This is a genomic window from Kitasatospora sp. NPDC022856, assembly GCF_055561235.1.
The window spans coordinates 18,317-29,535 of sequence record NZ_JBVHHE010000029.1; the positions used below are offsets into that span (position 1 = coordinate 18,317).

Consider the following 11,219-nt stretch of genomic DNA (forward strand, 5'->3'; position numbering starts at 1 on the left):
TGGTCACCGTCCATCCGGCACGACCCGGACCGCAGGGGCAGCGGCACCGCCCGCCGGCCCGTACCGCGCACCAGGCCGACTGCCTGCTGCGCCTCGGCGGTCGGCGCGCCGGACCGCACGGCGCACCCGCTGTGCCGTCGCAGCGCGCCCCTTGCCGTCCTCGGTCGCGTCCGGCCCGCCGGCTCGTCAGGGCTGTTCGGGGTGTCCAGGCTGTCCAGAGCCCGGCCCGCCGGTCGGTCGGTCTTCGCGGTGCGCCCCTGCCGGCCCCGCACCCCCGCGCCCGCCCGGTGTGTCGGAGTCGTCGGTACGGGTGCCAAGTGATCGGCGCCGGAAGGCAGTTCTCGTGACCGTTCGACGGCTCGGCAGTGCGGTCCGTCCTTCGCCCCGCTCCCCGTCCCGACCGCCGCCCGCGTCGTCGAGATTCGCGACCGCTGGGCCGCGGGTGCCTGCCGGGCCTCCTGTCGGCTCCCGACTCCCGCCGACGGGCGTCCGGGCGTGCGCGCCATCGCCCGGGGCTCCCCGGGCGGCCCGGTCTGTGCGGTGGCGGCCTGCGCCCGCGCGGAACCGGCCCGCGCCCGGTCGGCGCCGCGCTCGGCCGGTGGTACGGCCGGTGGTACGGCCGGGCCTGCGGCGAGCGGGCCGAGTATCCGCGGCGAGCGGCGGGGGTTGTCCGTCTCCAGGCGTGAGCGGTGGTCGGGCGACACTTGGCCGACGGCCGGCCGGGTCTGCTCGGCGCGCCGCTCCGGGTGGAAGCGCCTCGGTCGCCGGCCCGTCGCCGGCTGCTCCACTGTCGTCACCATGTCACCGCCGTTCCCGCTCCGTCACCGTCACCGCTACTGCCGCCGTTCCGTCACCGCTCGGTCGCCGTCACCGCTCCCGCTGCTGCTCCGCCACCGTCACCGCTCCCGCCACCGCCGCCGTCCCGGTGCGCCGATCGCCCCCGAGAGGAGGGACCCTCGATGCCGGTGCTGTCGGACGCGTTCGCCACTCGCATTCCGGCTCCGTTCGCCGAAGGGTCTCGGGCCCGCGTGGCGCGGCCCCGAGGGCGACCGCGGGGAAGTCCCGCGGCCGGCGGTCGGGCTCCGGCGACCTGGAACGGCCCAGGCCCGCCCCCCGGCGTACCCCGCGAGGGGTGGCCGGTGCTGCCCGCGGCCGTCCCCGCGCGTCCGTTGTTTGCGACAAAGCTATGACAGGGTTTGTCAACTGGCAATGCCCGGAGCGCAGTCGGCGTCGTCGGAGGGTCTGCCGGTGCCGGTCGTGTCCTCCGCCAGGACGAGGGCGAGCAGGCCGGGGAAGCGCGCGTCGAACTCGGCTCGGCGCAGCCGGTTGTAGCGCCGGGCGCCGGCGTCGCGCTGCTCGACCAGGCCGCTCTGGCGCAACACCGTGAAGTGGTGACTGCGGGTGGCCTTGCTGACGCCCAGCTCGAACGTGCCGCAGGCGCGACTCCAGTCCGCACTGCCGGCCAGCTCGCGCACGATCGTACGCCGCACCGGATCGGCGAGCACCTGCAGCACCTCGTGCAGCGTCACCTCCGCCGGGTCCGTGTGCTCCAGGCCGCGCGCCCGTCGGGAGAGGCTGTCACCCGCCGGAGTCATCGCACTTGACGAACCGTCACGGCTGCGACTTTCATTCATGGTGATCGACCTCCATCGAACACTATAGACCGCGAACGCCTCTCGCGGACCAGGACCGACGACTTCCCATCCGAAGGAGGGCCGCCCGATGAGCGAGGCCATCGAGACCCCCGGGCGCGCCCTGCTCCCGCGCCGCCGCCCCGGCGCCGGCGGGCCGGCCGGCACCTCCGGCCCCGGCGCGGGCGCCCTCGGCTCGGTCTGCCTCGGCTTCTTCATGGTCCTGCTGGACGGGAGCGCGCTCAACGTCGCCCTGCCCGACCTCAGCGCCGAACTCGGCGGCTCCCTGGCCGCGTTGGAGTGGACGGTCAACGCCTACACCGTCGCCATGGCCGCCTGTCTGCTCGGCGGCGGCGCCCTCGCCGACAAGCTCGGTGCCCGCCGCCTGTTCCAGGTCAGCCTGCTGCTCTTCGTCGCCGCCTCGGCCGCCTGCGCGGCCGCCCCCGGCATCGGGGCCCTGATCGCCGCCCGCGCCGTCCAGGGCGTGGCCGCGGGCGGCCTGCTGCCCGCCTCCCTGGCGGTCATCGCGCACATGTACCCCGAGAGCGCCGCCCGTGCCCGGGCCTTCACCATCTGGGGCGGCGTCAGCTCGCTGGCCCTGGTGGCCGGTCCGGTGGCGGGTGGTGCGCTGACCGCGGGCGTCGGCTGGCGGGCGATCTTCCTGGTCAACGTCCCGATCGGACTGGCCGCAGCCGTGGTCTGCGGGCGCAAGGTCGCCCCCTCGCCGGTGCGCGCCGTCCGGCTGGACGTGCCGGGCCAGCTCGCCACCGCGGCCCTGGTCGGCTCCGGCATCGGCACCCTGGTCCAGGCCGGAGCGCTGGGCTGGAGCGCGCCCCTGACCCTGGTCCTTGCCACCGCCACCCTCGCCGCCGCCGTCGCCTTCGTCGTCGCCGAGCGCCGCGCCGCCCACCCCGTCCTGCCCCTGGACGCCTTCCGCCGCCCCGGCTTCACCCCCGCCCTCACCGTCGGCGCGCTGTACCAGTTCGGTGCCTACGGCGCTCAGTTCGCCATCTCCCTGCACCTGCAACGCCATTGGGGGCGGGACGCGCTCGGGGCCGGCCTCGCCTTCGTCCCCTTCGCGCTCTGCTGGAGCCTGGCCTCCTTCGTCCTGGCCCGCGCCGTCCAGCGCACCGGGGTGCGGGTCCTGCTGATCATCGGCGCGGCCACCGCCGCCGTCGGCGCCCTCACCCTGCTGCCGCTGGCCGCCACCCCCGACTGGTGGCTGTTCACGGCCGGCAGCTGCCTGCTCGGGCTCGGCGCCGGCCTGATGGGCCCCTCGCTGCCCACCCTGGCGCTGCGGGCCCTGCCCCCCGACCGTTCCGGGCTCGCCTCCGGCTCCCTCAACGCCTTCCGCCAGATCGGTGGAGCGGTCGCGATCGCCCTGTTCGGCCCGGTCCTGGCCGGCACCGGCGCCGGCGGCCTGCGCATCTGCCTGGCGCTGGTCGCGGCCGGCTTCGTGGCCGTCAGCTGGGCGGTGCACCGCAGCGTGCGCTGACCCCGAGCAGCTCCGGCCTCCCGGCCTTCCCCCTCCCACCCCGACCGACGATCCGAGGAGAACGAACACCCATGCGTGCAGTGGTGGTCCACCAGCCCGGCGGCCCCGAGGCCCTCACCCCCGTCGACCTCCCCGACCCGGTGCCGGGCCCCGGCGAGGTCCTGGTCCGTACCGGTGCCATCGGCGTCAACTTCAAGGACGTCTACGAACGCGAGGGGCGTACCGGCGCGACCGCCCCCTTCACCCCCGGCTGCGAGGGCGCCGGCACCGTCGTCGCCACCGGCCCCGGCGTCACCACACCCGCCGTCGGCGACCGCGTCGCCTGGTGGGCCGCCCCCGCCAGCTACGCCGAACTCGTCGTTGTGCGGGCCGACGCCACCGTGCCGGTGCCCGACGACATCCCCGACACCGATGCCGCTGCCGTCCTCCTCCAGGGCCTCACCGCCCACTACCTGACCACCAGCACCTGGCCCGCCCGCAAGGGCGCCACCGCGCTGGTGCACTCCGCCGCCGGCGGCCTGGGTTCCCACCTGACGCGCCTGCTCGCCGCCGCCGGGGTCCGGGTGATCGGCACGGTCTCCAGCCCGGCCAAGGCTGCTGCCGCCGCCGCGGCCGGTGCCGAGGAGGTGATCGTCCGCACCCAGCAGGAGTTCGCCGCCCGGGCGCGCGAGCTGACCGGCGGCCGCGGCGTGGACGTCGTCTTCGACGGCATCGGCCGCGACACCTTCGGCGCCGGCCTGACCTGCCTGGCGCGCCGCGCCACCTTCGTCCTGGCCGGTGCCGCCTCGGGCCCCGCCCCCGCCCTCGACCCCCAGTCCCTCGCCGGCCACGGCTCCGTCTTCCTGACCCGCCCCACCCTGGTCGATCACGCCACCGACCCCACCGAACTGCGCGCCCGCGCGGCCGAGGTCTTCGACTGGCTGCGCGAGGGCCGCCTCACCCTCACCATCGCCGCACGGCACCCCCTCGCCGATGCCGCCGCGGCCCACACCGCCCTCCAGTCCGGCCACACCACCGGCAAACTCCTCCTGCTCCCCACCGCCTGACCACCGTGCGGGCGCCCCCGTCACCGGCTCCCCGGGGCGCCCGCACGCCCGGCGCGCACCTCGTCGTCAGTTCTCGCCCGAGTGGGTCCGGAGGTCGGCGAGGACCTGCCTGAGCCCCTCGACCGTGCGGTCGAAGGCCGCGGGCCGCTGCTGGGCCCGGGCCAGGACGTACCCGCCCTGCACGGCCGCCATGACCAGCGAGGCCGTCGCCGCGGGATCGGTGCCGGGCCGCAACTCGCCCGTGCGCACCCCGTCGGCGAGCACCGCGGTCAGCCGTTCGTCGAGCCAGCCGAAGAACTCGGCCAGCGGGGCGCGGAGGCGCTCGTCGGTGACGATGTCGTAGTCCTGGGTCAGTCGCCCCATCCGGCAGCCCGCCAGCGGGTCGCGTTCGAGGTCGAGGAACGCGTTGACCCGGTCGACGGCCCCGCCCTCGCCGCCCAGCGCGGTCTCGGCCCGGGTGCGGAGCTCCTCGCTCATCCGCGCCATGGCCGCCAGTGCCAGCTCCGCCTTGCCGGAGAAGTGGTGGTACATACTGCCCTGCCCGGCCTGCGCGCGCTCCAGGACCCTGGCCGGACTGGTGCCGGTGTACCCGCGTTCCCAGAGGAGTTCGGCCGCGGCGCGGGTCAGCGCCTCCTTCTTCGTCATGCGCTCAGTGTACCTACCACTCGTTACAGCGACACCGGCCAAGACCGGACCGGAAAGCCGAACCACGGCCCGGTCCGGACGGCCATCCACCGGACCCGCCACGTCACCCCCGTCGGCGCCGCCCACCGTGTTCCTGGCCGAGCGAGGGGAAGTCCTCCCCGGAAGCCCAGGGGAGGGTGGGACTCACCTGGAAGCCGCCGTCGGCGGCCGGGCCGGTGGTGAGGTCGCCCCGCAGCATCGAGGCGCGCTCGCGCAGGCCGGTCAGGCCGTGGCCGCTGCTGGGCAGGCGGAGCGGTGGCCGGGTGGTCGGGTCGGGGGCCCGTTGTGGACGCGGAGGCGCAGGAGCGTGCGGTCGCGGTCGAGGCGGATGGACACGGTGGCGCCGGGCGCGTGCTTGCGGGCGTTGGTCAGGCTCTCCTGGACCGCCGGCACACCCGTCGTCGGGTGATTGATCGACGGTAGGGCTCGATGTGCGGCGGTGGACGGATGGCGCGTCGGGAGGTGCGGTCGCGGAGCAGGGGTGCCGGGCCCCGTGGGTCGGGTCCGGCCGAACTTGACCGGGATGGGGGTGCGTGACATTGCTCCGGCGGGGCAGACGGCAGACCCGCCGTGACGAAACTGGGGAGACCAGAGGGATGGATGTGTTCCCGACCCGCACCACGATGTGCCTGCAGACCGACCCGGACACGCTCGTGTCGGTAGCCGTGGAGCTGTCCTACAGCAGCGACGACCCGTACGCCGTCCACTGCTTCTTCCCCGATGAACCGGTACCCGTGTCCTGGACCTTCGGCCGTGACCTGCTGGCCGCCGGGCTGGAGCGCGTCTGCGGCGAGGGCGACGTCCGGATCGAACCGGCCGACCGGCAGCACACCTGGATCGCCATCTCCGACGGGGACAGCCGTGGCGTGGCCCTGCTGCTCGCCCGCACCCGCGACCTGGCCGACTTCCTGGCCCGCACCTACCGGGCCGTACCCGGGGGCACCGAGGGCCGGCACATCGACTGGGACGCTTGTATCGGCCACCTCCTCAACCGGGAGAGCGGCCAGGACTCGCGCACGGCGTAGCGGGCCGGACGCCGGCGGCGTCGACCCCGGCGGGCGCTGCACGAGGTGTCGCGGGCGCGCTGCGCCGACCCGGCCGGGCGGCGTGCATGTCCGCCGGGCGGGTAGACGCGCAGTGGCAGCCGGCCGTCGGGTCGGAGCCGTTCATCCGCCAGGGGCCGGAGCCGTCGTCCGGCCCCTGACCGCGCCCGGTGACGGCTGACCCCGCCCGGAGGCGGCCCCGCGGTCAGGACAGGCAGGCGGCGGAGATGATGCGCAGCCCTCGCGCGCTCCGCAGGATGCGGTGCTCACCGGTGCAGGCGATCTCCACCTGGAGGGCGCCGTCGCTGTCGGCGAAGACGCGGTGCCCGGCCGGACCGGTGCGGGTGCTCGCCGTCACGACGGCGGGGCGGACCGTGCCGACCGCGTCGCGCAAGCGCAGGGCGTAGGCGCTGCCGGGGGAGATGGTCATCGGGGTCACCCCGTGAGCGGCCGGAAGCCGAGGAGCCAGCCCAGCGCGTGGGCCGCGCCGCGGGCCCGGGCGCGTTCGGGTTCGGGGAGCGCGGGGTCGCGGGCGGCGTCGATGGCGGCGCGCTCCTCCACGGCGAGGTCGAGTTCGGCGAGCGGCAGGGCGACGGCCCGGCCGGTGACCGGCGCGGGCCGGTGGGGATCCAGGGCCCAGCGGTAGGCGCGCAGCGCTCCCCGGGCGGCGGCGTCGGCGTGCTGGACCAGCCGGTCCGCGGTGGCCTGGACGACGTGGCGGGGCCGGACGGCGATGAACGCCTCTCTCCCGTCCTCGGACATGCGGATCACCTCGCGGACTCGGCGGACTGTGCGCTCTGCACGCGCACTCGAACCACCTTGCCGCGCCGGACGGGGTGCGGCGCGGCAGCGCGACCGATCGTTCGCCCAGCCGGGGGACGGCCCGTAGCGGGGCCGTGCCCGCGCGGGCGGCCGCGTCTCAGCGGCCGCCGCGGCCTGCCGGCCGGTCGTCCTCGGCCTCCTCGTCCTCCTCCTCGTACTCGCCTTCCTCGCCGTACTCCTCGTCCTCCGCGTAGGGGCCGTCGTCCTCCTCCGCTTCTTCCTCTTCCCCTTCGTCCTCGTCCTCGTCCTCGGCGTAGTCGTCGTCCGCGTACTCGTCCTCCGGCTCCTCGTCCTCGTCCTCGTCGTCGTACCCCTCGTCGTCCTCGGCGTCCTGGCCGGTCGCCTCGTCGTCCTCGGCGTCCTCGGTGTCCTCCTCGCCGTCCTCGGTGTCCTGGTCGGCCGCCTCCTCGTCCTCCATGGCCTCCTCGTGGGTGCGGACGACCTCGCCGTCGCGGATCTCCCCGCGCCAGCCGTCGACCTCGTCGTCACCGAAAGTGACGTAACGCTGGAAGTTCTTGAAGTCCAGGCGCAACCGGCGGCCCTGGGCGCGCCACAGGTTGCCGGTCTTCTCGAAGAGCCCCGAGGGGAAGTACTCGACGACCAGGACGATCCTGGTCAGGGTCGGGGTCAGCTCGTGGAAGCTGACGGCGCCGTGCGTCGTGCCCTTGGCGCCCTCCGAACTCCAGACGATCCGCTCGTCCGGCACCTGCTCCTGGACCGTCGCCTTCCAGCTGCGGGTGGAGGGACCCACCTTGACCTTCCAGTCGCTGCTGACGTCATCGCCCTTGTTGACGCTGCGCACGCCCTTGGTGAACCCGCTGAACTGCTCGTACTGGGTCCACCGGTCGTACGCGAGGCGCAGCGGGACACCGATGTCGAGCACCTCGACGATGTTCATCACCTTGGTGCTGCCGGCCTTCTTGCCGCCCTTGCCGCCCTTGCCGAAGGCTTCCTTGAACTTGCCGACGACGTTGTCCTTGAGGCTCTTGGCCTTCTCCCCGACGAAGGCCTTCACCGGGGAGTCGCCCTGGAGGACGCGGGCGCCGACCGCGGGGAGGGTCCCGCCGTTCGCCGCGACGTCGCTGAGCTGGTCGGTCACCTCGGTGAGCTTGCCCCCGGCCTTCTCGGCGAGGTGTTCGGCCTGCGCGCCGAGGTAGTGGACGACCTCTTCGCGAAGCTTGTCCAGGCCCGAGACGTCGTCCGTGTCGGGGGCGCCGCGCTGCGTGGTGGTCATGATGCCCTCCCGCGCCCGGACCGGGCCGCCGGCTTCGTCCCGGCGGTCTTCTTGGCGGTGGCCTTCTTGGCCGGGGCCTTCTTCGCGGGAGCCCGTTTCGCGGTCGTGGCCGCCTTGTCGGCGGGCTTCGCCCGGGCCGCGGTCGTCGTCTTCTTGGCGGGCGCCGTCTTCTTCGCTGCGGCCTTCCGGGCCGGTGCCGTCTTCCGGGCAGGCGCCGTCTTCTCGGCGGTCGTCTTCCCGGCGGGCGCGCTCCTCTTGGCCGCGGGGCGGCTCTCGCGCGCTGTGGCCGAAGCCGGCTTCTTCCGGGCGGGCTTCTCGGCGGCCGGTTCGGCGGAGTCCGTCTCCTTCGGCGGCCGCCTCCGGGAGCGGGGTGCGGCGCTCGCGCTCGGGCGACGGCGCCGGGGCCGCTCGGGCTCGGGCTCCTCCTCCGCGTCCGCCTTGCGGGCGCTGCGTCGGCGCTTCGGGGGCTCCGGTGGCGGCTCCTCGTCCTCGCCCTGTTCGTCCTCCGGCTCCCGGTCCTCGGTCTCGTCCCGGTCGTCACCGGCCTCGTCGTCCTGGTCGTCCCCCGTGTCCTCGGCCTCGTCCTCCTCCGCCTCGTCCTCCTCGGCGTCCTCCTCCTCGTAGTCGGCCGGCTCCTCGGGCTCCTCTTCGTCCTCCTCCGGCCCGTACTCCTCCTCGTCCTCGTCCGGCGGTTCCTCCTGCTTCTTCGCGCCGATGTTCCTGGTCCGGTCGCGCAGGGTGTCGGCGAGGTTGGCCAGCTGGCGGTCGGCAGCGGCGGCGACCGCCTTGCGTCCGGCCGAGAGCAGCTCGCCGCGGACCTGTTCGTTGAGTTCCGCCACCTGGGGGGTGTCGGCGAGCTTGCGCAACCCTTCGGTCGCCAGCTGACGCGGGTCCAGGCCGAAGCGGCGGCCGGCCAGGTAGGTGGCTGCGGCGAAGGCCATCCTGCCCTTCTTCGCTCGACCGAGGACGTACCCGCCGGCGACCGCGGCGGCGAGGGCGATCTTGGTGGTGTCGTTCATGAGGTCTTCCCTTCAGGCGGCATGGCCAAAGGGCCGAGGAGCATCGCGCGGAGGGCAGCACTTCGTGCACATGTCGCGGTCCGGGTCGCCGCACCCCGCCCCACCGACGCGTGTTCCCAGCTGGGATGTTCCTATTCGGGGCGCGCGCGTTTGCCTGATCCCGGCTCGGGGCAGGCGTGCGGCCGGGACAACAGCCCGGAGATGGTCATGGCCGCAGATCCCGAGGGGCCCGCGCGCAGGACGCGGCGTCCTTCCGACGAGGACAGCCCACCGGCCCGTACTCCTACGGCCCGGCGGGCCGCGGCGGCCCCACGGCGGCGGCCACGCAAGGTGTCCGCGCCGCAGGCCATCCGGTGTGCGGCCCGGCAGCTCGAAGAACTGCTGGGCCGGGCCCCGGAGTCGGTCTCCGCGGTGAAGCCCGTCGAGGACGGCTGGCAGGCGGACGTCGAAGTGCTGGAGCTGGAGCGGATTCCTCCCACCACCAGTGTGATGGCCACCTACCGGGTCACCCTGGACGCAGAGGGTGAACTGGTCGCCTACGAGCGCACGCGACGGTACAGCCGGGGCCAGATCGACCGGCTCTGACTCGGCGGCGCCCGAAGACCGCGCGGTCGTCCGAAGACGCGTCGTCGCCCGAAGGCTCGCCGTCGCCCGAAACGCCGTCCCGGCCGGTCCGCCGTACCGCGGCGGCCGGAACGCCCGACCGACACGAGAGGAACGGCCACCCGCACATCGCTGCGAGCGACCGGGAACGGAGCCCAGCGTGACAGTCGTACCGCAGTCAGCAGGCGGGGGCGTGGCCTCCCGCGGTGCGGGGCCCGGCGGCGCCGGGTCCGGCAACCTGTACGACATCCTCGAACTCATCCTGGACCGTGGCCTGGTCATCGACGTCTTCGTCCGGGTCTCCCTGGTCGGGATCGAGATACTCAAGATCGACGCCCGCATCGTGGTCGCCAGCGTGGACACCTATCTCCGTTTCGCGGAGGCCTGCAACCGTCTGGACCTGGAGTCCGGGCGCAAGGCACCCGCCCAGCTGACCGACATCGTCGGCGAGGTCACCGAGGGCGGGGCCAAGGGCAAGAGCAAGGGTGCGCTGACCGGCGCCGTCGAGGCCGTCACCGACGCCGTGCGCGGCGGCCGCGACGAGGAGAAGGAGCCCGCCGAGAAGCGCGAGCGCCCGGCCCGCCGACCGGCCCGGCACCGCGAGGAGTGAACCATGGCCGTCTACGTCTACTCCATCGTCGCCGGCACGCATCCGCTCGACCTGAGCGGCCTCGCGGGCGTCGGAGCGGACCCCGCCGCCCTGCGGACCGTCGACGGCGGACGGCTTACCGCGGTCGTCAGCGACGCGCCGCCCGGCCTGCGCGCCAAACGCCGCGACCTCGCCGCCCACCAGGCGGTGCAGGAGCGCCTCATGGCCGGCGGCACGGTTCTCCCGCTGCGCTTCGGCCTGACCGCCCCCGACGACGACGCCGTCCGCGCGGCCCTCACCGAAAACGCCGAGCAGTATGCGGCCCGGCTGAGCGAACTCGACGGGTGCGCCGAGTTCCACCTCAAGGCCACCGAGGACGAGGAGAGCCTGTTGCGCCGGATCCTGGCGGAGTCGCCGGAGGCCCGGCGCCTCAACGACGAGATCCGCGGCGGGCGCGCCGCCCCCGACGCCCCGGTGGTGCTCGGCGAACTCGTCTCCCAGGAGGTGCGCGCCCGCCAGGAGGCCCTCGCCGCCGGCATCACCCAGGCACTGCGGCCCCATGCGCGCGACGAGCGATCCTCCCCGCCGTCCGGCGACGTCTTCCTGAGCATCTCGTTCCTCGTCGCCCGTGACGCCGAGGACGCCTTCCTGACGGCCGAGAAGGGCCTCGCCGCCGAACTCGGTGACGGCGTGGACCTGCGCCTGCACGGTCCGTTGCCCGCGTACAGCTTCGTCTGAGTCCGAGGACGCGGAGAAGACCACGCGGAGAAGATGATGATGCGGAGGAAGCGAGGAAGCCATGGGTCTGATCACGCAGATCCTCACCCTGCCGCTGGCACCCGTCCGCGGCGCCGTGTGGGTGGCCGAACGCATCCAGGAAGCAGCCGAGCAGCAGTACTACGATCCCGCCCCCGTCGAACGCGAACTGGCCGAACTGGAGCAGGCCCTGCTCGCCGGCGACATCGACGAGGAGACCTTCGACCGGCGGGAGGACGAACTCCTCGACCGGCTGGACGAGATCAGGGCATGGCAGCGCGGGGAGCCGTGATGCGT

Annotated in this window: 13 protein-coding genes; 7 read left to right on the forward strand and 6 right to left on the reverse strand. The window is 74.5% G+C overall.

The genetic code is table 11. The annotated features are described in order from the left end of the window. Positions 1–1,199: 1,199 nt before the first annotated feature. On the reverse strand, positions 1,200–1,595 hold the full coding sequence (locus ACZ34W_RS29220) for an ArsR/SmtB family transcription factor (RefSeq protein WP_465608337.1): 396 nt from the start codon (positions 1,593–1,595) through the stop codon (positions 1,200–1,202). A gap of 127 nt (positions 1,596–1,722) precedes the next feature. On the opposite strand from ACZ34W_RS29220, the gene ACZ34W_RS29225 reads away from it, so the two are divergent. Both ACZ34W_RS29225 and ACZ34W_RS29230 read left to right on the forward strand, forming a co-directional pair. Continuing rightward, positions 1,723–3,126 (forward strand): MFS transporter, encoded by a 1,404-nt coding sequence (locus ACZ34W_RS29225; RefSeq protein ID WP_465608339.1) that lies wholly within the window; start codon positions 1,723–1,725, stop codon positions 3,124–3,126. Positions 3,127–3,197: 71 nt separating this feature from the next. Continuing rightward, on the forward strand, positions 3,198–4,172 hold the full coding sequence (locus ACZ34W_RS29230; RefSeq protein ID WP_329486082.1) for a quinone oxidoreductase family protein: 975 nt from the start codon (positions 3,198–3,200) through the stop codon (positions 4,170–4,172). Positions 4,173–4,238: 66 nt separating this feature from the next. Here ACZ34W_RS29230 and ACZ34W_RS29235 read toward each other — a convergent pair whose 3' ends face one another. Continuing rightward, the gene (locus tag ACZ34W_RS29235; protein ID WP_465608342.1) at positions 4,239–4,817 is read right to left on the reverse strand and encodes a TetR family transcriptional regulator; all 579 of its coding nucleotides are present in this window, start codon (positions 4,815–4,817) and stop codon (positions 4,239–4,241) included. Between the two features lie 635 nt (positions 4,818–5,452). Between ACZ34W_RS29235 and ACZ34W_RS29240 the strand changes: the two genes are divergently transcribed. After that, positions 5,453–5,881 (forward strand): SsgA family sporulation/cell division regulator, encoded by a 429-nt coding sequence (locus tag ACZ34W_RS29240; protein ID WP_329486078.1) that lies wholly within the window; start codon positions 5,453–5,455, stop codon positions 5,879–5,881. 223 nt (positions 5,882–6,104) lie between these two features. Here ACZ34W_RS29240 and ACZ34W_RS29245 read toward each other — a convergent pair whose 3' ends face one another. The 4 genes from ACZ34W_RS29245 to ACZ34W_RS29260 all read right to left on the reverse strand — a co-directional run bounded on the left by ACZ34W_RS29245 (position 6,105) and on the right by ACZ34W_RS29260 (position 8,974). Continuing rightward, on the reverse strand, positions 6,105–6,329 hold the full coding sequence (locus ACZ34W_RS29245) for a DUF6296 family protein (protein ID WP_329486077.1): 225 nt from the start codon (positions 6,327–6,329) through the stop codon (positions 6,105–6,107). 5 nt (positions 6,330–6,334) lie between these two features. After that, positions 6,335–6,661: a hypothetical protein gene (locus ACZ34W_RS29250; RefSeq protein WP_465608344.1), complete on the reverse strand. Its 327-nt coding sequence runs from the start codon at positions 6,659–6,661 to the stop codon at positions 6,335–6,337. 157 nt (positions 6,662–6,818) lie between these two features. Next, positions 6,819–7,955: an SRPBCC family protein gene (locus ACZ34W_RS29255; protein WP_465608346.1), complete on the reverse strand. Its 1,137-nt coding sequence runs from the start codon at positions 7,953–7,955 to the stop codon at positions 6,819–6,821. Beyond that, positions 7,952–8,974 (reverse strand): histone protein, encoded by a 1,023-nt coding sequence (locus tag ACZ34W_RS29260; RefSeq protein WP_465608348.1) that lies wholly within the window; start codon positions 8,972–8,974, stop codon positions 7,952–7,954. The genes ACZ34W_RS29255 and ACZ34W_RS29260 overlap by 4 nt, the downstream gene beginning before the upstream one ends. A gap of 207 nt (positions 8,975–9,181) precedes the next feature. Here ACZ34W_RS29260 and ACZ34W_RS29265 point away from each other — a divergent pair, with 207 nt between their 5' ends. The 4 genes from ACZ34W_RS29265 (at position 9,182) to ACZ34W_RS29280 (ending at position 11,214) form a co-directional block, all read left to right on the forward strand. Beyond that, positions 9,182–9,559, forward strand: coding sequence for a gas vesicle protein GvpO (locus ACZ34W_RS29265; protein WP_329486072.1), 378 nt, complete (start codon positions 9,182–9,184; stop codon positions 9,557–9,559). A 178-nt stretch (positions 9,560–9,737) separates the two neighbouring features. Beyond that, a complete protein-coding gene (locus tag ACZ34W_RS29270) occupies positions 9,738–10,187 on the forward strand; it encodes a gas vesicle structural protein GvpA (RefSeq protein ID WP_329486070.1) in 450 nt (149 codons plus the stop codon). 3 nt (positions 10,188–10,190) lie between these two features. After that, positions 10,191–10,904 carry a GvpL/GvpF family gas vesicle protein gene (locus ACZ34W_RS29275; RefSeq protein ID WP_465608351.1) on the forward strand — a complete coding sequence of 238 codons (714 nt, stop codon included), beginning with the start codon at positions 10,191–10,193 and terminating at the stop codon, positions 10,902–10,904. A 61-nt stretch (positions 10,905–10,965) separates the two neighbouring features. Then, a complete protein-coding gene (locus tag ACZ34W_RS29280; protein ID WP_329486068.1) occupies positions 10,966–11,214 on the forward strand; it encodes a gas vesicle protein GvpG in 249 nt (82 codons plus the stop codon). The last annotated feature ends 5 nt before the right edge of the window (positions 11,215–11,219 follow it).

Coding starts and splice junctions, on each gene's coding strand:
- ACZ34W_RS29220 (WP_465608337.1), bottom strand. CDS start 1,595: ATGACTCCGGCGGGTGACAGCCTCTCCCGACGGGCGCGCGGCCTGGAG.
- ACZ34W_RS29225 (WP_465608339.1), top strand. CDS start 1,723: ATGAGCGAGGCCATCGAGACCCCCGGGCGCGCCCTGCTCCCGCGCCGC.
- ACZ34W_RS29230 (WP_329486082.1), top strand. CDS start 3,198: ATGCGTGCAGTGGTGGTCCACCAGCCCGGCGGCCCCGAGGCCCTCACC.
- ACZ34W_RS29235 (WP_465608342.1), bottom strand. CDS start 4,817: ATGACGAAGAAGGAGGCGCTGACCCGCGCCGCGGCCGAACTCCTCTGG.
- ACZ34W_RS29240 (WP_329486078.1), top strand. CDS start 5,453: ATGGATGTGTTCCCGACCCGCACCACGATGTGCCTGCAGACCGACCCG.
- ACZ34W_RS29245 (WP_329486077.1), bottom strand. CDS start 6,329: ATGACCATCTCCCCCGGCAGCGCCTACGCCCTGCGCTTGCGCGACGCG.
- ACZ34W_RS29250 (WP_465608344.1), bottom strand. CDS start 6,661: ATGTCCGAGGACGGGAGAGAGGCGTTCATCGCCGTCCGGCCCCGCCAC.
- ACZ34W_RS29255 (WP_465608346.1), bottom strand. CDS start 7,955: ATGACCACCACGCAGCGCGGCGCCCCCGACACGGACGACGTCTCGGGC.
- ACZ34W_RS29260 (WP_465608348.1), bottom strand. CDS start 8,974: ATGAACGACACCACCAAGATCGCCCTCGCCGCCGCGGTCGCCGGCGGG.
- ACZ34W_RS29265 (WP_329486072.1), top strand. CDS start 9,182: ATGGCCGCAGATCCCGAGGGGCCCGCGCGCAGGACGCGGCGTCCTTCC.
- ACZ34W_RS29275 (WP_465608351.1), top strand. CDS start 10,191: ATGGCCGTCTACGTCTACTCCATCGTCGCCGGCACGCATCCGCTCGAC.
- ACZ34W_RS29280 (WP_329486068.1), top strand. CDS start 10,966: ATGGGTCTGATCACGCAGATCCTCACCCTGCCGCTGGCACCCGTCCGC.